At 63.9% G+C, this 25,295-nt stretch carries 19 protein-coding genes; 12 read left to right on the top strand and 7 right to left on the bottom strand.

Going from position 1 to position 25,295, the window contains the following annotated elements:
- Positions 1 to 59: 59 nt before the first annotated feature.
- Complete coding sequence (locus tag GAU_RS19495) at positions 60 to 467, top strand: hypothetical protein (RefSeq protein WP_041265740.1); 408 nt, start codon at positions 60 to 62, stop codon at positions 465 to 467.
- 28 nt (positions 468 to 495) lie between these two features.
- On the opposite strand, the gene GAU_RS19490 is transcribed toward GAU_RS19495, so the two are convergent.
- Complete coding sequence (locus GAU_RS19490) at positions 496 to 2,064, bottom strand: protein adenylyltransferase SelO (RefSeq protein ID WP_015895631.1); 1,569 nt, start codon at positions 2,062 to 2,064, stop codon at positions 496 to 498.
- A gap of 44 nt (positions 2,065 to 2,108) precedes the next feature.
- On the opposite strand from GAU_RS19490, the gene GAU_RS19485 reads away from it, so the two are divergent.
- The 3 genes from GAU_RS19485 to msrA are packed head-to-tail and all read left to right on the top strand — an operon-like array spanning position 2,109 to position 3,872.
- Complete coding sequence (locus tag GAU_RS19485) at positions 2,109 to 2,834, top strand: copper resistance protein NlpE N-terminal domain-containing protein (protein ID WP_015895630.1); 726 nt, start codon at positions 2,109 to 2,111, stop codon at positions 2,832 to 2,834.
- Positions 2,835 to 2,857: 23 nt separating this feature from the next.
- Entirely contained in the window at positions 2,858 to 3,370 is a 513-nt protein-coding gene (msrB, locus tag GAU_RS19480) for a peptide-methionine (R)-S-oxide reductase MsrB (RefSeq protein WP_015895629.1), read from the top strand.
- The gene (gene msrA, locus GAU_RS19475; RefSeq protein WP_015895628.1) at positions 3,363 to 3,872 is read left to right on the top strand and encodes a peptide-methionine (S)-S-oxide reductase MsrA; all 510 of its coding nucleotides are present in this window, start codon (positions 3,363 to 3,365) and stop codon (positions 3,870 to 3,872) included. Before msrB ends, msrA begins: the two co-directional genes overlap by 8 nt.
- 37 nt (positions 3,873 to 3,909) lie before the next feature.
- Here the strand turns inward: msrA and GAU_RS22050 are convergent, their stop codons facing one another.
- Positions 3,910 to 4,542, bottom strand: a complete 633-nt coding sequence (locus GAU_RS22050; protein ID WP_015895627.1) for a (4Fe-4S)-binding protein — start codon at positions 4,540 to 4,542, stop codon at positions 3,910 to 3,912.
- A 140-nt stretch (positions 4,543 to 4,682) separates the two neighbouring features.
- Between GAU_RS22050 and GAU_RS21505 the strand changes: the two genes are divergently transcribed.
- Entirely contained in the window at positions 4,683 to 8,090 is a 3,408-nt protein-coding gene (locus GAU_RS21505; RefSeq protein ID WP_052574560.1) for a WD40/YVTN/BNR-like repeat-containing protein, read from the top strand.
- 112 nt (positions 8,091 to 8,202) lie between these two features.
- Here the strand turns inward: GAU_RS21505 and GAU_RS19460 are convergent, their stop codons facing one another.
- Entirely contained in the window at positions 8,203 to 8,586 is a 384-nt protein-coding gene (locus GAU_RS19460; protein WP_015895625.1) for a RidA family protein, read from the bottom strand.
- Between the two features lie 120 nt (positions 8,587 to 8,706).
- Between GAU_RS19460 and GAU_RS19455 the strand changes: the two genes are divergently transcribed.
- On the top strand, positions 8,707 to 10,206 hold the full coding sequence (locus tag GAU_RS19455) for an HDOD domain-containing protein (protein WP_083765797.1): 1,500 nt from the start codon (positions 8,707 to 8,709) through the stop codon (positions 10,204 to 10,206).
- A gap of 26 nt (positions 10,207 to 10,232) precedes the next feature.
- Here GAU_RS19455 and GAU_RS19450 read toward each other — a convergent pair whose 3' ends face one another.
- On the bottom strand, positions 10,233 to 10,820 hold the full coding sequence (locus GAU_RS19450; protein ID WP_015895623.1) for a rhomboid family intramembrane serine protease: 588 nt from the start codon (positions 10,818 to 10,820) through the stop codon (positions 10,233 to 10,235).
- Between the two features lie 64 nt (positions 10,821 to 10,884).
- On the opposite strand from GAU_RS19450, the gene GAU_RS19445 reads away from it, so the two are divergent.
- Together GAU_RS19445 and GAU_RS19440 are read left to right on the top strand one after the other, a co-directional pair.
- Entirely contained in the window at positions 10,885 to 12,279 is a 1,395-nt protein-coding gene (locus tag GAU_RS19445) for an MFS transporter (RefSeq protein WP_070105012.1), read from the top strand.
- A gap of 171 nt (positions 12,280 to 12,450) precedes the next feature.
- On the top strand, positions 12,451 to 13,257 hold the full coding sequence (locus GAU_RS19440) for a PEP-CTERM sorting domain-containing protein (protein ID WP_015895621.1): 807 nt from the start codon (positions 12,451 to 12,453) through the stop codon (positions 13,255 to 13,257).
- Between the two features lie 228 nt (positions 13,258 to 13,485).
- Here the strand turns inward: GAU_RS19440 and GAU_RS19435 are convergent, their stop codons facing one another.
- On the bottom strand, positions 13,486 to 14,679 hold the full coding sequence (locus tag GAU_RS19435; protein ID WP_015895620.1) for an NAD(P)/FAD-dependent oxidoreductase: 1,194 nt from the start codon (positions 14,677 to 14,679) through the stop codon (positions 13,486 to 13,488).
- Between the two features lie 40 nt (positions 14,680 to 14,719).
- Here GAU_RS19435 and GAU_RS19430 point away from each other — a divergent pair, with 40 nt between their 5' ends.
- The 4 genes from GAU_RS19430 (at position 14,720) to GAU_RS19415 (ending at position 22,420) form a co-directional block, all read left to right on the top strand.
- Entirely contained in the window at positions 14,720 to 15,730 is a 1,011-nt protein-coding gene (locus GAU_RS19430) for an ornithine cyclodeaminase family protein (RefSeq protein WP_015895619.1), read from the top strand.
- A 77-nt stretch (positions 15,731 to 15,807) separates the two neighbouring features.
- Entirely contained in the window at positions 15,808 to 17,415 is a 1,608-nt protein-coding gene (locus GAU_RS19425) for an N-acyl-D-amino-acid deacylase family protein (protein WP_052574559.1), read from the top strand.
- Between the two features lie 270 nt (positions 17,416 to 17,685).
- On the top strand, positions 17,686 to 20,805 hold the full coding sequence (locus GAU_RS19420; protein ID WP_015895617.1) for a SusC/RagA family TonB-linked outer membrane protein: 3,120 nt from the start codon (positions 17,686 to 17,688) through the stop codon (positions 20,803 to 20,805).
- A gap of 16 nt (positions 20,806 to 20,821) precedes the next feature.
- Positions 20,822 to 22,420, top strand: a complete 1,599-nt coding sequence (locus GAU_RS19415) for a SusD/RagB family nutrient-binding outer membrane lipoprotein (protein WP_015895616.1) — start codon at positions 20,822 to 20,824, stop codon at positions 22,418 to 22,420.
- Positions 22,421 to 22,539: 119 nt separating this feature from the next.
- Here the strand turns inward: GAU_RS19415 and tkt are convergent, their stop codons facing one another.
- A complete protein-coding gene (tkt, locus tag GAU_RS19410; RefSeq protein ID WP_015895615.1) occupies positions 22,540 to 24,552 on the bottom strand; it encodes a transketolase in 2,013 nt (670 codons plus the stop codon).
- Positions 24,553 to 24,738: 186 nt separating this feature from the next.
- Complete coding sequence (locus tag GAU_RS19405) at positions 24,739 to 25,284, bottom strand: DinB family protein (RefSeq protein WP_015895614.1); 546 nt, start codon at positions 25,282 to 25,284, stop codon at positions 24,739 to 24,741.
- Positions 25,285 to 25,295 lie beyond the last annotated feature (11 nt).

The following is a 25,295-nucleotide window of genomic DNA, read 5'->3' as shown; positions in this document are numbered from 1 at the left end:
TCGGTCGAACGGGACGGACACCACTGGCCGGTGAGCGGCTCACGCACCACGTTCCTCCCATGCGCCGAACTCACCTGACCTCGGGCCTCTGCCTGGCCCTGCTGCTTGCCGTCGCTTGCAAGGACGAACAGACCCGCTCTGCCGAAGCCGCTGCCAAGCGGGTGGCTTCAGCCCGGATCTTGGGCCCCCAGGATGTTCAGATCATGAGCATGGATGGCACCGTGGGCCTCGAGGTCGTGGGCGACTCGGTGCACGTCTTCCTGCCCAACAGCGTGGTGAGCGTGCCCGCTACGCACATTCAGAATGTGAAATACGCCGATAGCCGCCTGCGCTTTGATATCGACGGCATCGGCATGAAGATCTTCGAGGTCGGCGACGGACGCGAAGGGGCCGTGTTCACGCAGTTGGACGCCCTGCGCTTCGTTGGGGCAATCGTGCAGAAGCAGGCGGAGATGGCCGAGCGGTAATCCTCGGCCATCGCCGCCGGAGCGGGCTTCAGGAGCTGCAGGACAACATCGAGCAACCCACCTTGTGGCGCGCCCATTCCGGCCGCCGAGCCACCAACGCGGCGTGTTCGGGCTGTTCGTCGTATGGGCGGCGCAACACCTCGAGCAACAGCCGCACCTGCGACGGATCTCCGGCGGTGGCCGCATCGATCGCTTGCTGCGCGACATAGTTGCGCAACACGAACCACGGATTGACCGCGTGCATCGCGGTGCGGCGTGTGGCAGCATCGGGACGCTGTCGTCCCACGGCGACATGCCATCGACGCAACCACGCCGTCAACGCATCGGCGTGCGTGTCGCGCAGCGTGGCATCGTAGAAGACATCACCCAGTACGGTCACGGCCGAGGCATCACCCAGCGCTGCCGGGGCATCGCCCAGCGCGCGGAAAAACCGCGTGAAGTCGATGTCGACACGCTCCATCAGCGCAAAAGCTTCGGTGATCAGCGCGTCTTCGTCGGGACCCTGCCGCACGAAGCCGAACTTCGCGGCCTGCATGGCTTCGTGCGCCACGAGAAAGACATCCCCGTAGTGATCGAGCCCGGCCTGCAACGGCGTGACATCGCGAAAGAGCGGTGCGATCGCATCGGCGAGGCGCATGAGATTCCACTGCGCCACCGCCGGCTGCTGCGCATAGCGATAGCGGCGCCCCTGTGCGTCGGTGGTGTTGGGGGTCCACTGCGGATCGAAGTTGTCGAGCCAACCGTAAGGACCGTAGTCGATGGTCAGGCCGAGGATCGACATGTTGTCGGTGTTCATCACACCATGCACAAAGCCCACGCGCATCCAGTGCACCATGAGATGCGCGGTGCGTTCGCACACCTCGCGGAACCAGGCCGCACGACGGGCGTCCACATCGCCGTCGATATGCGGAAAGTCCCGCGCGATGGTGAAGTCGACCAACTGAGCGAGTGTGGTGAGATCGTGTCGGGCCGTGAAGATCTCGAAGTTGCCAAAGCGCACGAACGACGGGGCCACGCGGCACACCACGGCGCCCGGCTCGGGGGCTGGATTGCCGTTGTACAACACGTCGCGTACGACCGGATCGCCGGTGGTCACGAGCGACAGCGCCCGGGTTGTGGGCACCCCCAGATGATGCATCGCTTCGCTGCACAGGAACTCGCGGATGGACGAGCGCAACACGGCACGTCCGTCCGCGGTGCGCGAATACGGCGTGGGGCCGGCGCCCTTGAGTTGCAGCTCCCAGCGGTCACCGGCGGTGGTCACCAGCTCGCCAAGCGAAATGGCGCGGCCGTCACCCAACTGGCCGGCCCACTGGCCAAACTGATGCCCCCCATAGCAGGCGGCCCACGGGCGCATGCCCTCGAGCAGCGCATTGCCGCCAAACACCGCCGCGAACTCGGGCGAGGCGGTCTGCTCCGGGGAAAAGCCGAGCATGGCGGCCACGTCGGGGGCTACCGCCAGCAGTTGCGGCGCCGTCACGGGCGTGGGTTGGACCGCACTCCAGGCGGCCCCCAGCACTTGTCGCCGCTGGTTCCTCGGGTCAGGATCCCCGGGGAGCTCGTCGACGAAGCGGTTGTCGAATCGCAGCGTCTGCACCTGGGTGTTCACGAGAAAGTCTTCACAACGGGAAAGCTAGACAGATGATCAAGAAGACGGTGGTGGCGCCCGTAGTGGCGCTGGCGGCAGCCTTGCTGGCCGCGTGTGGCGGCGACACCGCCGAACAGGGTGCCGACTCGACGGCTGCCAAGGCCGGCCCGGCGATCACGATCGCGTCCATCGCGCCGGCTACCTATAACGGGACACTGCCATGCGCTGATTGTTCCGGCCTCATCACCACGCTGACCGTATGGCCGGACAGCCTGTATCGCCTGCGCGAAACGTATGACGGCAAGAGCAAGACGCCGTTCGTGCGCATGGGCCGATACCAGTTCGACGGCAAAACGCTGACGCTCGAAGGTGACACGGGCGTGGTGGGACGCTGGGCCCTGATGCCGGGCGATAGCCTGCGTATGCTCGATCAGGCCGGACAGCCCATCGACAGCCCGATGCCCATGAGCCTGCGCCGCGCTGACGGGATGGATCCGATCAGCGAATCGGCGGTCTACGTTGGCTCGTTTGTGTACTGGGCCGACGCGCCCACCCTGCGGGAATGCAATTCCGGCAAGACGATCCCCGTGATGATGAAGGGCGACTACAAGGTGCTGGAGAAAGCCTACACCGCGGCCAAGTTGCCCGCGGGCAGCGGCCAGCAGGTGGAGGTGCAGGCGCGTCTGGTGCCCCGCCCGGCCGACATGGAAGGCACCGAGCCGTTTGTCTTCGAGGTCTCGAAATACATCGGTCCGTCGATCAACGGGAACTGTCGCTGACCTTTCCGGCTACAAGAAGGACTATGGACACCAACGGCAAGACCAACAGCAGCACCAACAGCGATACCAGCGGCTACACCAAGCCGACGGCGGAAGAACTCGCCCGCACTCTGACGCCCGAGCAGTTCACGGTCACGCAGCAGTGCGGTACCGAACCACCATTCCGCAACGCCTACTGGGACAACCACGAAGACGGGCTGTATGTCGACGTGGTGAGCGGCGAGCCGCTGTTCGCATCGATTCACAAATTCGATTCGGGTACCGGCTGGCCCAGCTTCACGCGGCCCGTCGCGCCCAACGTCACCGAGCATGCCGACAACGCGTACGGCATGCGCCGCGTGGAAGTGCGTTCCAAACACGGGGACTCCCACCTGGGCCACGTCTTCCCGGACGGTCCGCGCACTGAGGGCGGCATGCGGTACTGCATCAACTCCGCGTCGCTGCGATTCATTCCGGTGGCCGATCTCGAAGGAGAAGGGTACGGCGAGTATGTGTCGCTTTTCAACGATGCGGCCTCCGGCGGAACCCATGGCTGATGCCAACGGCGCGCAGCCGCAGGAAGTGGCGATCATTGCCGGTGGATGTTTCTGGGGCATGGAAGCGCTGCTGCGCGACATTCCCGGTGTGCTCGACACCGACGTGGGCTATACCGGCGGATGGCTGGAAAATCCCACGTATCACGACACCCATGACAGCAAGAGTGGCCACGCGGAGAGCATCCGCGTGGTCTTCGACCCGACGGTGCTGAGCTACGAGTCACTGCTGGAAAACTGGTTCTTCCGCATGCACGACCCGACCACGCTCAACCGGCAGGGCGGTGACATCGGCACGCAGTACCGTAGCGCGATTTTCTACACGAGCGACGCGCAGCGCGAGACCGCCGAGCGTGTGAAGGCGCAGGTGCAGCAGAGCGGTCTCTGGTCAAAGCCCATCGTGACCGAGATTGTGCCCGAGGCGAAGTGGTGGAGCGCCGAGGGGTACCACCAGGACTATCTCGTGAAGAATCCTGGCGGATATAGCTGTCATTTCATGCGGTGAGACGACCGGGTCGTGTTGTGGCGACCCGGTGCTGCTGCTACTCCGCGATTGCGAGTGCCCCGCTCGGACACTTGGCCACCGCCGCGCGAATTTCGTCGTCGCTGGCGGTCGAGGTATTGATCCACGGCTTGAGCTTCGGGTTGAACACCACGCCTAGCGCCCGCACGCAGTTGCCACTGTGCGCACAGCGTCCCTCGCGCCATTCCACCGTGATCTGGTTGGCCGGATAGGCGCGTGTGAGCGTGTGCAGTGCCGCAAACCGGGTGAGGTGCTTTGACCAGCCGTCCACATGGGCCTGACGGAGTACTTCGCGACGATCGGCCGGCAATGCGTGCCACCCCCGGTGCTCGAGATGCAGCACCACGCCCTCGGTCGTGGGTTCGCACGACCAGCGCACGGTCGTGCTGGCGTCCCAGTCGTGATCGGCCCAGGTGAATTCGATGACCTGATCGGGCTCGTGCTGTGTGACGGTGCCGGAGGTGGTCACTTCGCGGTCGCCGTCCTGCCAGACCTCCTGGAGCGCTCCACCGGGCTGCGTGTCGAGTGACACCCGTGGCCCCCACCACTTGGCGATGCCCTTGGGCGAGGTGAGCAGCAGCCAGGCGTCGTGCGGGGACGCCGAAACAGGCACGCGCAGGCGAAAAGCGTCGGCATCGTGTTCGATGTGCATGAGCAGGCCGGAAGCGGGTCGGTCGTGGAATGGACGGTGGGGTGGTTCCTCGCCACGTTAGCTGTGGCGTCAGTGTCTCGGCAACCGGGTGTGGCCGGGGCATTGTGCGTGAGGTCCCACCTCTGCTTCGAATCCCGCCCATGTTCACTCCGCTTCGCCAGCGTGCCCTTTGGGGCGTTCCGCTGGCGCTGACCGCGCTCGCTCTCGAGCCCGTGCAGCTCCCGATGCATTTCGTGCGTGCCGACAGTCTGCACGCTCAGGCGCCTTCTCCGACCCCGGCGGCAAGTCCGGCTGCCGGCAATGCGTTCGACAAACTGCACTTTCGCTCGATCGGGCCGGCCACCATGTCCGGCCGCATTTCCGATGTCGCCGTGTACGAGGCCAATCCGGCGGTCTACTACGTCGGCACGGCGCACGGCGGCGTGTGGAAGACCGTCAACAACGGCACCACATTCACGCCACAATTTCAGACCGAAGGACTCATCGCCATCGGCGATGTGGAGGTTTCGCAGCGCAACGCCGACCTGGTGTGGGTCGGGGCCGGCGAGTCCAACAATCGCCAGAGTACGTCGTGGGGCGGTGGTATCTACAAGAGCACGAACGGCGGCCGCACGTTCGCGTTGATGGGGCTGCCCAATTCGAAGCACATCAATCGCATCCTCATTCACCCGCGCAATGAAGACATCGTGTGGGTGGCCGCCACCGGTCCGCTGTTTGGTCCGGGCGGTGATCGTGGTGTGTACAAGACCATCGACGGTGGCAAGAGTTGGACGCGTGTGCTCGCCGGCGATGACGACACCGGCGCCAATGACATCGCGATGCAGCCCGACGATCCGAATGTGTTGTATGCCAGTCTGTATCAGCGTCGACGCACGGCCTGCTGCATGAATGGCGGCGGGACCGGCAGTGCGATGTACAAGAGTGTCAACGGCGGTGAATCGTGGACCAAGGTGACCGGAGGCGGATTCCCCGCCGGCACCCTCGGCCGCATCTCCATGGACGTGGCGCGTTCCTCACCACGTGTGGTGTATGCCACCGTTGAAGGCCCCTCGGCACCGGGTCGTCCTGCGGGTGCCGAAGGCGTACCTGCGGCGCCCACACCACCAACGGCATCGGTCACCGGCACTTATCGCAGCGATGATGGTGGCGTGACGTGGACCAAAACGAGCAGTGCGAACGCTCGGCCGATGTACTTCAGTCAGATCCGTGTGGATCCCACCAACCCGGATCGTGTGTACATGGGCGGCGTGGGGTTGCATCTCTCGCTCGATGGCGGCAAGACGTTCGAAACCGATGCCGCGCTCGTCACGCATGACGACATCCATGCGATCTGGGTCAACCCGAAGAACCCGGATCACGTGCTGACCGGCAATGACGGTGGGCTGGCGGTGTCGTACGATCTCGCGAAGACGTGGCAGTTCATTCCCAATTTGCCGGTGGGACTGTTCTACCATGTGAGCTTCGATATGGAGTGGCCGTACAACATCTGCGGCGGCATGCAGGACAACTACAACTGGTGCGGACCCAGCGCGTCGCGGCACAATCGCGGCATCTTCAATCACGACTGGTTCCAGATCCTCGGCGGTGACGGCTTCGTGGCCATCCCCGATCAACGCGATTCGCGCATCATCTACACCGAGTCGCAGGATGGCAACATCATCCGCCGCAACAAGATCACCGGCGAGTCGCGGTCCATTCGTCCAACCGCGCTCAATGTGAGCAATGCGACACCACGCGAGGCCTATCGCTTTCACTGGGATACGCCACTGATGTTCTCGCCACACGATCCGGGCACCTTGCTCGCTGCCGCCAACAAGGTGTTCCGCAGCCGCAATCGTGGTGATTCGTGGGAAGCCATCAGCCCCGATCTCACGCAGAACGCGTCACGCGACACCATCACCACCATGGGGCAGCGCGGACGCGATATCACCATCGCCCGCAACGATGGCATTTCGCAGTGGCCGTCGATTGTGGCGCTGGCCGAGTCGCCGAAGCAGCGTGGTGTGTTCTACGCCGGCACGGACGATGGCACGGTGAGTGTCACGCGTGACGATGGCAAGACTTGGCAGAACATCACGTACAGCCTGCCTGGATTTCCCACAGGACATGCGTTCGTGTCGGAGGTGGTGCCCAGTCGCTTCGATGCGGCAACCGTGTACGTCACCGTCGACAATCATCGACAGAACGACTACCAGCCGTACATCTGGGTGAGCACCGACTACGGTGTCACGTTCCGCACCTTGGCGGCTACGCTGGCCGGCGAAGTGGTGCGTACGCTCACCGAAGACACACGGAATCCCGATGTGCTGTATGTGGGCACGGAGACCGGCATCTTCCTGTCGATCGACCGTGGGCTCACCTGGCGACGCCTGCGTGGCAACATGCCCACCGTGCGAGTGGACGAATTGACCATTCATCCGCGCGACAATGCGTTGCTGGTGGCGACTCATGGTCGCGCGTTGTGGGTGCTGGATCATCTCGAGCCCATTCAGGAGTATGCGGCGGCCCAGCAGAAGGAGGCTGCACTGTTCACTCCGGGCATCACGCTGCAGTGGAAGAGCAAGGACGATCGCAATGACGAGTTCTGGGGTCACCAGTTCTTCACCGGCGAGAACCCGCCCACGGAGGCGGTGTTGCAAATGCATTTCCGTCGTCCGGTGACCAACCCCGTGTTGCGTATCAGCGACGCGAAGGGCGCGGTGGTGCGTGAACTCGTGGTGCCGACCAATCGCAATGCGGTGGGCATTCAGTCGGTGTGCTGGGATCAGCGGGTGGAGCCCGTGCGTGATGGAAACACGACACCGCCCGCCGGTGGCCCGGGTGGTCCAGCCAACACCACGCCGCCGCGTCGTCCGATTCCGGGGTATCCGGAGCCGCTACCGGCCATCGGCTATGACGCGGAGAATCCCTGCGCCGGCGCCGCACCGCGTCCAGGCGCCGCCACCTTGGTCGGTCCGATGGTCAAGCCGGGGCGTTACACGGTCGCGCTGCTCGTGGACGGCAAGGAAGTGGACAGCAAGCCACTCACACTGGTGATGGACCCGCAGGTTCAGCTCACGGCCGATCAGCGCACGGCGTACGATGCCGCAGCCATGGAGCTGCATGGGGCGCAGCAGAATGCGATGCCTACGGTGGCAACACTGACCGCGCTCATGGGCGAGGTGAATCGTGCCGCGACAAAGCTCGATTCCCTGCCGACGGCGCCGGACAGTGTGAAAACACAATTCACGGCGTTCCGCCGCGATTTTGATGCCCTGCGCGCGAAGTTCGGCGTGGGAGCACCGGCCGCTGGTGGTCCGGGTGGCGGTGGTGCTGCGGCGGCCGCAGCTAATGAGATCAATGTCCTGGGTCGCGTCGCCACGACCAAGACAAATGTGCTGGCGGTGTGGGAAGTGCCGAGCGAGGCGTTGCGCGGTCAATCGCGGGCAGCCCGTGAAGCGCTTCAGGTGGCGATACGCGAGGCCGAGGGCTTCACGGCCCGTGCGCAGCGCATGAGTGCGGTGTTGGCCAGTGCTGGCGTGGCAATGGCTGCAGAGGCGCGAAAGTAAACCGCCACGTCAGGAGGGAGGGGAACCGGAAGGCGGGGAGCGCAACGCTCCCAACTCTTCCCCGTTCCCCCTCCTCTTTGACGTCGTGGTTCTGTTTTCCTGCTGTCCAGCCTTATCCCTTCTTCGCGATCAGCTCGATCTCGACTGCCGCACCCAGCGGCAACCCCGCTACGGCCACCGTCGTGCGCGACGGGAATGGCGCCGTGAAACGCGTGCCGTACACCGCATTCATGGCCGCAAAGTTGGCCATGTCGGTGAGGTACACATTGCACTTGACCACATCGTCCATCGTCAGGCCGGCGTCTTCCACCACGGCTTGCAGGTTGTCGAATACCCGATTGGTCTGCGCACCGACGTCACCGTCGATGAGCTTCCCCGTGGCCGGGTCGATCGGGGTCTGGCCGGAGCAGTACAGCAGGTCACCCGCCCACGTGGCGTGGGAGTAGGGGCCGATGGCCTGGGGGCCGCGCGGGCTGAAGGCAGTGGAGCGAGGCATGGGAGCGGAACGGGAGGAGTGGGAGGAACGTAGGGCCATCGAAAGAACGACGGCTCCACCGGCCGTGCAGTTGCGGCACCAGTCCATGGATAATACCGTGTGCACCTACCGATACTATCCATGATGTCTCCGCACGACCCCGCCGATACCGCGAATGATCCGATGCCCGTCAGGCAACGCCTGGCGCGTATTCTCGAAGGCTCGGACTTTCCGGCACTGTCCAAGCAGATCATCGACACGCTGTCAGCGCTCGATGACGATGCCCACTCGCTGCAGCGACTCGCCAATGTCGTGCTGCGTGAGTACAGCCTCACCCTGTCGGTGGTCCGCACCGCCAACAGCGTGCACTACCGGCGCGGTGCCCGCCCCATCCAGAGCGCCACCCACGCCATGATGATGCTGGGGGCGCGTACCGTACGCCAGCTCGCCAGCAGCCTGCTGTTGTTCGAGAACTACGCACGCAAGTCGCCCGAGCTGAAGGAGCTCATGCTGCTGTCGTTGCTCACGGCCAATCATGCCCGTGCAGCAGCGGCCCGTTTGCAGCAAGACCCCGAGGAAGCGCATCTGTGTGGCATGTTCCGCAACCTGGGTGAGGTGCTGGTCGCAGGGCATTTCCCGGAGGACTATGCGCGCATCCGTGCGCTGATGGCCGACGGGACGCGCAGTGAAACGGCGGCAACGCGTCTCGTGCTGGGATTCCCGTTTGCCGATCTCGGTGTGGAAGTCTCGCGGCATTGGGGCATGCCGGACACCGTGGTACAGGGCATCCGGGCCCGGGCGGCGGCATCCGCGTCGGTGGGCGCGGCCATTACGTCGTTCAGTCACGATCTCACGCACGCCCTGTACCGGCTCGATGCAGATGTCACTGACATCCCGCTCGCGGTGGACGCCGTCATCGAGCAGCACGGCGCCAAGGTGAAGCTCACGCGCGAGCAGATCGGTGGCATTGTCACCGATGCGTTGGAAGAAACGCGGGAGCTGTTCGTGAATCCGCAGATCGCCACTGATCGGATGCGGTTCCGTCAACTCACCACGGCGGCACGTGGTGCGTTGGGAGAAAGCGTCACGGCGCGCGACGAAGACACTCCCACCGACACGGGCCACGTGGACGCTGGTGCCCTGCGTGTGCGTCTACGTCAGGAACTCGAAGAGAAGGTGGACGTGGCCTCGGGCGCCGGAGTGGGTGAAGTGCTGTTGCAGGCACTCGAAGCCGTGATGCGCGGTGGCCCGTATGATCGCACGTTGGCCTGTCTCTTCACGCCCGATCGGCAGCGTCTCATTGCGCGGACCGGACTGGGCGAAGGCGTGGAAACACTCATCGCGCAGTTCGATTTTGCCGTCTCGGTGCGCGGTGGGCCGATCGTATCACTCACGCAGCAACGACAGGCGGTGTATCTGCCCGCCGATCGCTCACTGACCACGCTCGAAGTGCGTTGGGTGCAATCCATGGGACTCACGCAGTTCGGCGTGTTTCCGCTGATCGTGCTGGGCAAGATCGTGGGCTGCATCTATTGCGACCGCGTTGGCACTACCGAAGTGCCCGATCGCGCTACCGTTCGCTATACAAAGGCCATCGCTGATCTGGTGGTGGATGCCATCGGGAGACGGCGCAGCGGCTGAGACTTCTGGTGTACCCGACAATGCGCTCAGCGCGCTTTCCGAAACGCCCGCGCCGCCAGGATGCCGCCGATGAATCCGCCGAGGTGGGCCTGCCAGCTTATCCCCGCCTGGCCCGGTGCGATGCCGAGCACGAGTCCGCCCCACAAGGCCGCCGTCACGAGGCTGAGCAGGATGCTCGCCACGCTGCGGGAATACACACCGGCCAGCAGCAGAAAGCCCAGATAGCCGAAGATCACGCCACTCGCACCGATGTGCACCGAACCGGGTGCACCGAGTGTCCAGGCGAACAGACCGGCCCCCAGCATCGAGAAGAGTGTCACCGGCAGGAAGTGACGTGCGTCGCGCAGCATCACCATCCAGCCGAGGGCGAGGAAGGGGATGGTATTGGCCACCAGGTGCTGCAGGTTGCCGTGCAGGAATGGTCCGAACAGAATGCCGCGCAGACCACTCACCGTGCGTGGCACGATGCCGAACTGATTGAGTGCGCCGCCGAGCATGCCGTTCACCACGAAGGTGATCCAGAACGCACCCATGGTGGTGCCGAGCGTCGAGACCTGGGTCTTGAGCGACTTGGTGACGTTGCGTGCTGTGCGGGCGACGGGAGGCTTGGCCATAGCTGAATAGTAGGGGGTCACTCGCGAGCGGGCGATGTGTCGGCCCCGGGCGTATCTTCGACGCATGATGTCCAACCGCCCCACCGTGCAGTACGACGATGATGCGATGTTCTCGCGCATCGCGCGACGGCTGCTTCCGCTGCTGTTCCTCTGTTACATCGTCGCCTATCTCGACCGGGTGAACGTCGGCTTCGCCAAGTTGCAGATGGCGGCCGAGTTGCAATGGTCGGATGCGATCTATGGTTTCGGTGCCGGTATCTTCTTCCTCGGCTACTTCCTGTTCGAAGTGCCGAGCAACTTGCTGCTGGAACGGGTGGGGGCACGGCGGTGGATTGCGCGCATCATGATCAGTTGGGGCATCATCTCCAGTCTGTTCGCGTTTGTCGATCGCATTCCGTGGGGACCCTTGCCGGCCATGTTCGGCGTGGCGCCGGATGTGTTCGGGTTCTACGCCCTGCGCCTGCTGCTGGGCATTGCGGAAGCCGGGTTTTTCCCGGGCATCATTCTCTACCTCACGTACTGGTTTCCCGCCGCCCGACGTGCGCGCACAGTGGCGTGGTTCATGACGGCGATTGCGTTTGCGAACGTGATCGGTGGGCCGTTGTCCGGGCTGATCATGGACGTGTTCGATGGCTCGGGTGCATGGAGTGGCTGGCGCTGGTTGTTTGTACTGGAAGGCATTCCGTCGGTGTTCATGGGCGTGGCGGTGCTGCGTTGGTTGCCCGATGGTCCACGACAGGCGAGCTGGTTGTCAGCGCACGACTGTGATGTCGTGGAACGTCGACTGGCAGCGGATCAGGAAGCGCGCACGTCCCAAACGCAGGCAGCGGGCCGTGAACAGATGAGCGGTGGGCATGGTCCAGCCACCGTGAAGGCGGCGATGACAGATCGGCGCGTGTGGGCGCTGGCGTTTGTGTACTTCGCCGGCACGGTGTCGTTGTACGGTGTGAACTTCTGGATGCCGACACTCATCCAGGAGCTGGGCATCGATCGCACGGCGTACCTGCGTGTTGGCCTGCTGTCGATGATCCCGTGGGGCGTGGCCGGTCTGGCAATGGTGTGGGCCGGGCAGAATTCCGATCGTACTGGTGAGCGTCGCTGGCACGTGGCTGGAGCGCTGGCCGTCACGGCGGCTGGTCACGCCACCTTGTCGCTGGTCGGACACGCCGTCATTCCGTCGCTCATCGGACTCGCGCTGGTGGCCAGTGGTGTGCTGGCCTTCTTCGCGACTTTCTGGTCATTGCCCACCTCATTCCTGCAGCGCTCTGCTGCGGCGGCCGGCATCGCCTGGATCAACAGCATCGGCAATCTTGGCGGACATTTTGGCCCCGATCTGATTGGCCGCGTGCGAGCGGCGACCGGCGGCACGACCGGCGCCTTTCTCGCGCTTGGGGCACTCGCGCTGCTCGGCATGGCCGTAACGCTGGGCGTTACCCGCAAAGGCCGGACCGGACTGTAGCGGCCATTCCGCACCGATGCGACATCGGCGCCACGATCACCCCGGAAGGCGCCCGAAAACGCGCAAAATCAAGGTGACGAATGTGCAGTTGGTCACTGATTAGGTGGCGCTCATCTTGCGGTAAGCACGTCACACCGCTTGCTCGCGACCGCCCACCTTCTGGACACCTCCATGATCCGATCGACGTTCCTCCGCAGTGCTGCCGTCCTCACGCTGTTGGTGTCGTCGTTTTCCTCAGCCGAAGCGCAAGGTCGCGTTTTCGTCAACAACGACGAATGGACACTCGACCAGTCGGGCATCTCGCAGGCGGGTGCGGGGAACGTGACGCAGTTCACCCGCAACCTGGCCTCATGGCTCACGGGCGGCACCTCCGGTTCGGTGCTGATCGCCAGCGGCAATTTCGGGTTTCCAACGTCCGCCATTGGCAATGACCTGAGCACTGGCGGTTACACCTTTTCCACGACCAACAACAATTCCGGCGCCAGTCTGGCGGTGTTCACCGGATACAGCGCCGTCTTTGTCGACGCGAGCACGATCGCAGCAAGCAGCAATGCCCAACTGCAGGCCGATCTACAGAGCTATGTCCTGGGCGGTGGCAGTGTGTTCGTGAATCTGGGGACTGGTGTCATGTCCTCGGCCAACGAGGCGGCGGCGTTCAACACGTTCCTTGGCCATTTTGGCATCCAGGCCGCCGCCTCATACAACGGCATCGGTGGTGTTCACAACACCTCCACCTGGTCGTCCGCCGCACCCTATGGTGCCGGGCTTTTCGGCGGGGTCTCGCAGCTCTATTCCAACAACGGCAACAGCCTGTCGCTGGGTGGACCGAATGGAGCCGGATATACCGCGCAGATCTTCGGCGACGGTCTGTATGCAGCATCCGCGCGCGCGAGTGTGGTGCCGGAGCCGTCGACCGTGACGCTCCTGGTGGTTGGTCTGGCAGCCGTCGGGCTGGCGGCGCGTCGTCGCCGGGCCTGATCGCGAAGCTCAAATACGAACAGCGGGAACTGCACTGAACTTCTTTGCCACCGATGACGCGGAAACGCGCGGAAACTACACGGATCGAACCGCTTTCAATTCAAACATCTTCGCTGAGTGACAGATGATGTTTGTAGTGAACAGCGGCGCACCACGCAGTATCCGTGTAGTTTCCGCGCGTTTCCGTGTCATCCGTGGCAAAGCAGTTGCTGTTCTCGTACCAACGCATCAAATGACATTGCGTTCGAGCAACGGCCGTCCTTCAGCAATGCGCTCGATCCCGAATGGTGCCAGATCGATGGATCGATAGGCCCCCGTCGCGATCAGTTCCGCGAGCCCTTGCCCGACCGCCGGTGCTTGCTGCAGTCCGTGACCGGAGAATCCACACGCCGCGTACACGTTGTCGAATGACGGCATGCGTCCCACCAGTCCGTTGTGGTCGAAGTCGTTCATCTCGTAGTAGCCAGCCCACGACGCCGTGACACGCAGCGCATCGAACGCCGGCACCCGATGCGCGAGAGCGGGCCAGATGAACTCTTCGAACAACGCATGATCCACTCGATCGAGTGGCACATCGTTGTCGTCGATGCGTGGCGGCGCACCGCAGAGAAAGCGCCCGTGCTCTTGCTCGGGACGGAACCACACGCCTGACGGGTCGATGAGCAGTGGCGCGTCAGGCAGCGCGATGTCCGCTTCGACGGCGAACACATCGCGCTTGCGGGCAAACACCGGCAATGGCGCCCCGAGTCGAGTGGTCACATGGCCCGACCACGCACCCGTCGCAATCACCACAGCATCGGCAGGGAAGACGCGACCATCGGTGCAGCGCACCGCCTGCACATGAGCTCCATGCCCGTCATCACGTCGTTCGAACTGGTCTGCTTCCGCTTCTACGAATTCCGCACCCGCCGCGATGGCCGCCAGGCGGAATGCCTGCATGGCCGCATAGCCATCGAACCAACCTTCACCGCTGGTGGCCGTGGAGAGACCCAGCGAGCCGAGTGTGACGTCGTCGGTGTGCAGCCAGGGGAAGCGGGCAGAAAGCGCCGGCGCGTCGAGCAGTGCCGTGTGTACATCGTGTGATGCCTGGAGCGCGTGTTGCTCACGCAAGAGCAGCGCCCCATCGCCGGTAGCCGCGAGATACAAGTAGCCCGGCTCCACCAGACCAATGGACGGTCGGTCATCGCCAACCTTCAGGGCCTCACCGATGGCGCGATAGAAGGCGAGACTCGATTGCGAGACGCGGATATTGATGGCGGTGGAAAACTGCTGCCGGATGGCGCAGGCTGAGCGGGCGCTTGATGCCCAGGTGTAGGACGCGTCGCGTTCCAGCACCGTGGCGCGTATTCCATGGTCGTGAGCCAAAAACCAGGCCACCGCTGAGCCCATCACGCCGCCACCCACAATAACCACACGCTCCATCCCGTCTCCTCACGTCGATGCGGATGTAGAATTGCTGCCTATGTCTCTCGAATCCTCTGCCGACCGGAAGCTGCTGCCGCAGTGCACCGCTGACCAGATCCACGCCCTGCTCGATTGGGAGCTTTTGGCCACGGCGCTGAGCGACGCATTCCGCGCACCACCGGCGGTTCCCACGAGGCACGCGCATCCGCTGGTGGCACCGGGGGCGACCGGGTCAACCAGTGACATCCTGTTACTGATGCCGGCCTGGAATACGGAGCACATCGGCATCAAGCTGGTGACCGTGCTGCCCGACGCACCCCGGCATGGTGGGCACACCGTGGACGCCAGCTATCTCCTGCTCGACCGGCTCACGGGTGCGCCACGCCTGCTACTCGATGGGGAGGCGCTCACCGTACGCCGTACGGCGGCCACGTCGGCGGTGGCCGCGCGTGCGTTGGCGCCGGCGGAAGCCGACACCTTGCTCGTCGTGGGTACCGGCCGCCTCGCCGCCTGGATGGCACGTGCCCATGTGGCACTGCGACCCTCTCTCCGACGGGTGCTGATCTGGGGGCGACGACCGGATCGAGCCGACGCGCTCGCCGAGACCGTGCGGAGCGAATGGCAGCGCGAGACGCCCGATATCGCCCGTACAGTACAGGTCATCGATTCGCTCGAGCAGGGCTGCCGTGCCGCGCAGATCATCAGTTGTGCCACCACGGCCACCGAGCCGGTGGTGCAGGGGGCATGGCTGCAACCCGGCACACATGTCGATCTCGTGGGGGCGTTTACCCCAGCCATGCGCGAAGTGGACGACGAGGCGGTGCGTCGCTCGGTGCTCGTGGTGGATGACTACGACGCAGCGCTGCGGGAAGCCGGTGATGTACTCCAGCCTCTCGCCAATGGCACGATTGGCCGCGATCATCTACAGGCCGACTTGCGCGAGGTCTTGCAGGGCGTGCATCCGGGCCGGCAGCACGCCGAACAGATCACGATGTTCAAGTCCGTGGGCCATGCCCTCGAAGATCTCGCGGCGGCAGCACTGGTCTTCACGCGACGTGGCATGTCATGACGATGGTCGCTCATTGCACACATCGAGTACTGAACGATTGCTGAACGACTACTGAACGATTTCACAATTCCCACCTCATGATCTCGCCTCGTGTTTCCCTGTTCGCCCGCGCCTTCTTCACGTGTTGCACGGGTCTTGCCGGATTGTTCTGCCTCGCCGGCGCGGCACAGGCTCAGGAGACGGCCGACACTGTCGATGTGCTCATCACGGGCGGTCAGGTGTACGACGGCACCGGCGCGCCGGCACGCACAGCCGCCATTGGCCTGCGCGGTGATCGCATCCGATTTGTGGGCGCCGTACCTCGAGGGGTCGTCGCGCGGGAACGCATCGATGCGCGAGGATTGATCGTCGCACCGGGATTCATCGATCCGCACACCCACGCGTACGAAGGATTGCCTCGGCTCAATGCCACGGCGCGGCAGAATGCTTCATCGCTCATGCAGGGTGTCACCACCGTGGTGTTGGGTGCCGATGGTCGAGGTCCCATCGATGTGCGCATCGCGCTCGATTCTGCCGAGCGCGCCGGGTTGGGCACCAACACGTATGCCCTCGTGGGTTTTGGCACCGTGCGGGGGCGTGTACTGGGGGCGTCATCGGCACCGGCCACACCGGCACAGGTGACCGCGATGCGTGCGCTCATCGTGAAAGGCATGGAAGAGGGGGCCTATGGGGTGGGCTCCGGTCTTTTTTATGCGCCACAATCGTATTCCACCACCGATGAAGTGCTGGCTGTGGTCTCTGCGGCGCGACCATTCGGTGGTGTGTACGATACGCACCAGCGCGACGAGAGCTCGTACACCATCGGGCTGTTTGCATCCGTGCAGGAATCCATTCGCATCGGCTGCGAATCGGGACTCACCACCAACATCGGCCACATCAAGGCACTGGGTGTGGATGTGTGGGGCAAGGCCGACAGCGTGCTGTCGATCATGGGTGCGGCACGCAAGCGCGGTTGTGTGGTGGTGGCTGATCAGTACCCGTGGACGGCCAGTGGCACCGGCCTCAGTGCGGCGCTGTTGCCACGCTGGGTGCAAGCCGGTGGACGTGACTCTCTGCTTGCCCGCACGAACGATGGCGCCACACGGACGCGCATTCTCACGGAGATGGAAGAGAACCTGCGTCGCCGTGGTGGGGACAGCACACTGCTGCTGATCAACGGAGGTGTTGGTTCGGCACCGTACATCGGCAAGACGCTGCGTGACGTGTCGCGCAGCAGTGGGCGTTCGGCGGTGGATGCGGCGCTTGGTCTCATTGAACGTGGGCTCGACATGGGTGTGGCGTCATTCAACATGACGGAATCCGATATCGAGACGTTCATGCGTGATCCCTTCGTGATGACCAGCTCCGACGGATCCAGTGGTCACCCGCGTCTGTACGGCACATTTCCGCGCAAGATCCGCCGCTATGTGCTCGACAAGCCGGTGATCACGATGGCGCGCATGGTGGAAGCATCATCGGGTCAGGTGGCACGCACCTATGGACTCACGGATCGTGGGGCATTGCGTCCAGGCGCGTATGCCGATGTGATCGTGTTCGATCCACGTACCATTCGCGACGAAGCCACGTACACGGAGCCCACGAAACTGGCCACCGGCATGCGGTTCGTGTTCGTGAATGGAAAGGCGGCGGTGCGCGACGGATCGCTGACCCGCGCGCTGGCCGGCCGGGCGTTGCGTAAGCGGTAGCACGGCACCGACGTCATCGCGCAGGCCAGGAGTGAAACAGGGGCACGGCGACAACAACCCAGGCGCATGCGGCGTCACTGTGCGCGCCGCTTCGGTGCACGCGGCCTTCTTCTCGCCTCGTGTGCTTTCCCTCCTCCCGTGTGCAGGATAGGTTAGCCGTTCACTCCCGCCCGACCGCCGGACGCCATGACGCCGCGGTCAACGGCTCCCGATCGTGCGGCGTACCGGGGGTGAACACAGCGTCACCTTATTCCGCCTCCTGGAGGACTGATGGTCTCTCGATCTGCCGTGGCCCGTGTGCTGACGGCGTTGCTGTTCGGTGCCTTGTGTGGCACCACAGCGCCGTTGTCAGCGCAAGGAGCGGCCGGCCGCGTTGTCGGTACGGTCTCTGATTCCGCTACCGGACAACCCCTGCAGTCGGTGCAGCTCTTCCTGGCGCGTGGCACCACGCGTCTCGAAGCCCGCACCAATGCTGATGGACGATACACCTTTGTGAATGTGCCTGCGGGCAGCTATGGCCTTGAAGCCATCCGATTGGGGTATCGACGACTGGTTCGCTCGGGAATCACGGTGGGGACAGAGCAGCTCACGCTGGACCTCACGATGAATGCGGCGGCGCTGAACCTCCAGGCCGTGGTCACCACCGGCGTGGTCGATCCGACCAGCGGCACACGCGTGCCGTTCTCCGTTGGTCGCGTCTCGGCAGAAGACGCCCCCGTGCCGGCCACCAACGCCCTGGAAACGATTCAGGGCAAGATCGCCGGCGTGAGTGTGGTGCCCACCGGCCAGGCCGGTAGCGGCACGAACATTCAGCTCCGTACGCCGACGTCCATCAGCAAGAGCAACTCACCGCTGGTGGTGGTGGACGGTGTCATCCAGTCGGCATCGTTCGATGCGGCCAGCGCCGACCTCCAGTCGATGGACATCGAGAGCGTCGAAGTGGTCAAGGGTGCCGCAGCGGCGTCCTTGTACGGCTCGCGCGCCTCGGCCGGCGTCATTCAGATCCGCACGCGTCGTGGTAACAGCCTCGCGGAAGGCACCACCAAGTTCACGGTGCGTTCCGAGTGGGGTTCGAACTCGCTGGCGCGGAAGGTGGATTGGGCTCAGAACCACTACTACTACTCCGACGCAAACGGCAACTACACCAATGCCGCCGGCCAGCTCGTGCCGCGTGAGCAGCGTGTACCATTGCCTGTGCGATTCCAGGATCGTCCGTACGCGCCGGGTACGGCGTATGACCAGGTCGACCGGTTCTTCGATCCGGGCAACTTCATGCGCAACTCGCTCAACATTGCGCAGAACGGTGGCAAGACGAACTGGTTCTTCGCCTACGTGAACCAGCGCGAAGACGGTGTGGTGCTCAACAGCGGCCGCTACGACCAGAACGACTTCCGTTTCAATCTCGATCACCGTCCGCGCAGCGATCTGCAGTTCGGTGTCAGCTCGTACTACAGCAAGTCCACGCGTCAGAATCTGTACGGCGACGTGTTCTTCGATCTGATCAACCAGGCGCCCGACGTCGACCTGCGTCAGCCCGACCCGGACGGCACGAAGTACATCTTCCAGCCCGACTTCGAAGGCCGTGAAGAGAACCCGCTGTATGTGCTTTCCACCGAGAAGAACAATCGCAACCGTGCTCGCCTCCAGGGCAGCCTCGAGGGCCGGTATACCCCGCGCTCCTGGCTCACGGTGGACGGCAACCTGAGCTTCGATCGCTCGGACCGTGACAACAACTTCTTCCTCGACCAGGGTGTGAAGACCGAGGGCTATGCCAATGGCGGCCCCGGCGCAATCTCGCGTTTCAACGGCATCACCAACGCGCTCAACGCGTCGCTGTCGGCCAACCTGCTCAAGAAGGTCGGCGACTTCACGCTGCGCTCCACGGTGCGCGGCCTGATGGAGCGCGAGACCAACAACACGGTCAACGCCAGCGGTGAGATCTTCGCCACGCCCGGTGTGAACGCGCTCAACAACGCCACCGTGCGTTTCGTGTCGTCCAACAGCGAAACCATCAAGACCAATTCGTTCTTTGTCAGCGCGGCCACCGACTATCGTGGCAAGCTGATCATCGACGGTCTGGCCCGTCTCGACGGCAGCTCGCTGTTCGGCCCGGAAGAGCAGGAAAACTGGTACTACCGCGCCAGCGCGGCGTATCGCATGTCGGAAGAGTCGTGGTTCCCGTTCAAGGGCTTCATCAGCGACTTCAAGATCCGCGCTTCGCAGGGTACCGCGGGCGGACGTCCTGACTTCTCCGATCAGTACGAGACCTACAACTTCACCGAAGGTGGCGGTCTGGTGAAGGCGAACCTCGGTAACCGCTTCCTCAAGCCGGAATATTCGAAGGAAACGGAATTCGGTTTCGATGCCATCTTCAAGAACCGCTACTCGCTGCAGATCTCGCGGGCGCGGCAGAAGACCACCGATCAGCTCCTGCTGGTACCGCTGGCCGGTTACTTCGGATACGCGAACCAGTGGCGGAACGCGGGCACGGTGGAAGGCAATTCGTGGGAAGGCACGCTTGAGGCGCAGCTCGTGCGCAAGCCGAACTTCACATGGCGTGCCGGCCTCGTGGCCGACCGCAACCGCAACAAGATCACCGACTTCAATCTCCCCTGCTTCACCACGGGAACGATTGGATTCCGTTGCGGCAACGAAACGCTCGGCAATATGTATGGCTTCCGCTTCATCAAGGACGCGAGCGAACTGCCGGCCGCGGCGCAGGCTCGTGCGAACGAATTCCAGGTGAACGACGAAGGGCTGCTGGTCTACGTCGGCAACGGCAACAGCTACACCAGCGGCAAGTGGGCATCGGACGCGGTGACGATCGGATCCGGCGTCTATCGCTGGGGTCAGCCCATCACCGCCGTCGATTCCACCGGCAGCGCTGCGGTGAAGCGCATGGGTGATGGTAACCCCGACTTCCGCTTCGGTATCTCCAACACGATCGGCTGGCGCAACCTGCAGGTGTTCATGCTGTGGGACGCGCAGGTGGGCGGCGACGTGTACAACCAGACGCGCCAGCGCATGTATCAGTGGGGCCGGCACGCGGATGTCGATCAGGCCGGCAAGCCGGAGGAGCTCAAGAAGCCGACGGACTACTACGTGGCGCTGTATGCCGCCAACAGCCCGACGGACTACTTCGTGGAAGACGCGAGCTACGTGAAGCTTCGTGAACTCTCCCTCAAGTATCGCCTGCCGAGCAGCTTCAGCGGCGCCCTCGCGCGCCTCGGCGCCAGCCAGGCGTCGTTGTCGCTCATCGGCCGCAACATGCTCACGTTCACCAAGTACAAGGGCTACGATCCCGAAGTCGGATCGGTGCTCAATCGTCTGGACAGCTTTGCCTATCCGCGCTATCGCACGGTGACGGGCAGCGTCGAGATCATCTTCTGACCGACGAGCCATTCACATGACAGCACTCAAGAAGTTCGCACTGCCAATCGGTCTTACCCTCATCGCAGCGTCCTGTCAGGACCTCGATGTGGTGAACCCGAATCGGCCTGATGCCGCCCGTGCCACCGCACAGGCGCTCACCACCGAGACCTTTGTGGCCTCGTCGTTCCGTACGTGGTGGCCGGTGGCTGGCCATGACGACTATCCGGCATGGGCGTTCAGCACGATGGCCCGCGAAATCACGTCGGGATTTGCCGACTTCGGTCAGCTCGAAATGTCGGCGGAGCCACGCATCGGCTGGAACAACAGCCCGGTGAATGTGCGCCGACTGGTCAACGAACAGCCGTGGTACCAGCTCTATCGCACGATCTCATCGGTGAACGACGTGGTCAGCGCCGTGAACAACGGACTGGTGATCGAGAACGCGACGCGCACCGCGCGTGCCAAGGCGATGGGCAAGCTGATGCAGGGCCTGTCGTACGGTCACGTGGCCTTTTATTTCGACAAGGGGCCCATCATCGACGAGTTCACCCAGCTCGATACGATGACGACGCCGCAGTTCACCGAGTACAAGGACATCGCGCCGTTTGCCATCAAGCAGCTCGATTCTGCCATTGCGATCGCCAACGCGAATCCCACCATGACGTTCCCGGTGGAGTCGTGGCTGTTCCAGGCGATGACCAAGGACCAGTTCGTGCGCTTCGCCAACTCGTATGCGGCACGCATTCTGGTGTACAACGCGCGCTCGCGTGCGGAGCGCGCAGCGGTGAACTGGGCGGAAGTGATCCGTCGCGTGGACGCTGGCATCATCGCGGACTACACGCCGACGGCCCAGCCGGACATCCTGTGGGATGACTGGAAGCGCCTGGTGGCACGTCTTCGCACCGCGGGCCGTCCGTCCGACTTCGGTCGCCCGAGCTACTGGCTCATCGGCCCCGCCGACTCCTCGGATGGCTGGAGGAACTGGGTGGCGACGGCCAACGATGCGCGTCAGCCGTTCCAGATGCGCACGAAGGACCGCCGCATTCAGGGCGCGGGGGGACCGGCCACGCCGGGCAAGTATGCCGGCTACAACTTGAACAACATCTTTGCCGCCGACCGTGGTAGCTATCGCTGGTCGCACTACTACTTCCTGCGTGCCGGTACCAATGTGACGTGGCAGACCGGCCCGCAGGTCGCGATGACAGTGGCAGAGATGGATCTGCTCAAGGCCGAGGCGCTCATCCGACTGGGTCGTGCTGCAGAAGCTGTGCCGCTCATCAACAAGTCGCGTGTGGCCAACGGCCAGTTGCCGCCGGTCACGCTCGATGGGCCGCCGAATGAACCCGGCTGCGTACCGCGCAAGGAAGCCGGTGGCTGCGGCAGCCTGTGGGATGCTCTGCGTTACGAGAAGGGCATCGAAGGCATGGGTGTGAACGGTGTCATCGCATTCCTCGATGCCCGTGGCTGGCAGACGTTGCCAGAGAACACACCGGTGCAACTGCCGATTCCGGGCCGTGAGCTGCAGACGCTGCGTCTTCCGCTCTACACCTTTGGCGGCCCCGGTGGTCAGTCCAGCGCACCGGCACGTGATCCGGAGCGTTGCCCGGCGACAGGCTTGGCGCGATGCCCGTAACGGCAGTCTCCGGCTGCGAGTAACGGCCTGAGAGGTGAATGACAAAGCGGGCCCGGGACAATCTCCCGGGCCCGCTTTGCATTGAGCGTGTTGTGCGTCGTGTGTTACACGTCGTGTTGTTAGGAGAGCACCGACTTGGCCGTACGCACCACGTTGTCGACCGTGATGCCAAACTTCTCGTACAGCACCTGATACGGTGCGCTGGCGCCGAAGCGCTCGATACCGACAATGGCACCGGTATCACCGACCCAGCGATACCACGGCATCGGATGCGCGGCTTCCACGGCCACGCGCGGCACACCGGCCGGCAGCACATGATTGCGGTACTCCACCGGCTGCTGCGCGAACAGCTCGAGGCTGGCACAGCTCACCACGCGTGCATGAATGCCTTCGCCCGACAGCTTCTCGCGCGCGGCAATGGCGATCTCCACTTCGGAACCACTGGCCAGCAGCACCACGTTCGGTGCGCGACCGGCGGCATCGGCCACCACATATGCACCCTGCGGCACACCGGTCCTGGCGCGCGCCGGTTCGCCGAAGTACGACAGCTTCTGACGCGTGAGCACGATGGCCGACGGGCCGCTGCGATGATGCAACGCGGTGCGCCAGGCTTCGTTCACTTCGTCGGCATCGGCCGGGCGCAGCACGAGCAGATTCGGAATGCAGCGCAACGCGGCGAGATGCTCAACCGGCTGGTGCGTCGGGCCGTCTTCGCCCAGACCGATCGAATCATGCGTGAACACGTAGATGGCCTGCACACCCATCAGCGCGGCCAGGCGAATGGCCGGACGCATGTAGTCGCTGAACACGAGGAACGTACCGCCGTACGGAATGACACCGCCGTGCAGGCCCATACCGTTCATGATCGCGCCCATCGCGTGCTCGCGAATGCCGAACGGGAAATTGCGGCCGGCCGGATTCGCGCCCGAGAACAGCGGCGCACCCTTCACGGTCGTGAGGTTGGAACCCGACAGGTCGGCGCTGCCGCCGATGAGCTCCGGCAGCACCGGCGCGATGGCATTCACCACCACACCACTCGCCGCGCGGCTGGCCACATTGCCGCTCTTCGCGTCGAAGGTGGGGAACGCCGCATCGAGTGATGCGGGCAGCTTGCCCTCGAGACGACGCGAGAGTTCGGTGGCCAGTTCCGGGTGCGCGGCTTCATACGCGCTCCACGTCTGCTTCCAGTCGGCATGTGTGGCGCCACGCGCAGCAGCGGCTTCACGCCAATGTGCGAGCGCGGCATCGGGCACAAAAAACGGCTCGGTGCCCGGCCAGGCGTACGCCTGCTTGGTGAGCGTGATTTCGTCCTTGCCGAGCGGTTCGCCGTGAGCCTTGGCGGTGTCCTGACGATTCGGTGAACCAAAACCGATGTGCGTCTTCGTGATGATCATCGACGGACGCTGCGTGTCGGCCTTCGCTTCCGCGATCGCCGCATCGATGGCCGCAAGATCGTTCACGTCGGCGATGTGCAGCACCTGCCAGCCATACGATTCGAAGCGCTTGGCGGCATCATCACTGCAGGTCAGTGACGTGCTGCCATCGATCGTGATGCCGTTGTCATCGAAAAAGCCGATCAGCTTGCCGAGCTGCATGTGGCCCGCGAAGCTCGCCGCTTCGTGCGAGATGCCTTCCATGAGGCAGCCATCGCCGGCGATGAAGTACGTGTAGTGATCGACGATCGCATGGCCTTCACGATTGAACGTGGCCGCGAGATGTGCTTCCGCGACGGCAAATCCAACGGCATTGGCCACACCCTGTCCGAGCGGACCGGTGGTGGTTTCCACACCCTTGGTGTGGTGCACTTCGGGGTGTCCCGGCGTCAGGCTGTCCCACTGACGGAAGTGCTTGATCTCTTCGAGCGAGAGATCGTAGCCGGCCAGGTGCAGCGTGCCGTACAGCAGCATCGATGCGTGACCCACTGACAAGACAAAGCGGTCACGGTCAGCCCAATCCGGTGCGGCCGGATCGTGCCGCAGATGTTTTGCATAGAGCGCATACGCCAACGGCGCCAGCGCCATCGGTGTGCCGGGGTGCCCGGACTCGGCCGCCTGGACAGCGTCCATGGCCAGTGTGCGGACGGTGTCGATCGCCAGACGCACGGTCTCGGGCGATGCGGCAGGAACGGACAAACCAGCAGAAGACGCAGAGGGTGACGCGGACACGAAAGCGCTCCGGAGGGATCAGGCAAAGGCCCCACAGTGGGGCCGATTCGGGGTGGGCGCGCGAGATTCGCCATCGAATCCCGACGCGCCGCAGCCCCCAAATCTAGCCAAGGTCCGCTTCGGAAACGGCCCCCGGATTGCCGCGCGCTCTGGTCAGCGCGCGGCCAGATACCGGTCGCGAGTGATCCCGTGATGGTGCGCCATATGGCCGGTGATCATCCAGATGAGCGCGGTGGCCGAGACCGCATGGTTGGAAGCGACCCCCACCCGCGTCAGCGCCGTGGCATCGAGTGAATGCACGAGCGCCAGCGTGGCGGCCCGCACCGACTCCAGTTCCGCCAGAATGCTGTCGAGCGGTCGCCGCGCGGATCGGCTTTCCGGCACCCAGGCATCCTGGTCGAAACCGGGGAGTGGCGTGGTGTCCGCGCGGGCGACGCGGAGCAAGCGGTAGGCAAAGACTCGCTCCGTGTCGGCCACGTGCAGCAGGGATTCGCCCAACGTCCATTTGTCGGGAGCATAGGCAAACCCACCGATATCGGCCGGTGCCCCGGTCAGCAGTTCCCGCAATTTCTGAGGCTGTCGCTCCAGTAATGTAGCGACATTATCGTATCCTTCAGAAGACAGTATCGAATCAGTTGAATCGATATACGTCTGCGCCCAAGGGGCAAATTCGGTGCTGGCTGGACGGGGGATTGGCATGGGTGTGGCCA

Source organism: Gemmatimonas aurantiaca T-27, assembly GCF_000010305.1.
GTDB lineage: Bacteria > Gemmatimonadota > Gemmatimonadetes > Gemmatimonadales > Gemmatimonadaceae > Gemmatimonas > Gemmatimonas aurantiaca.
Note: the sequence above shows the minus strand (reverse complement) of the source record. Positions and strands in the feature narration are given on the sequence as shown.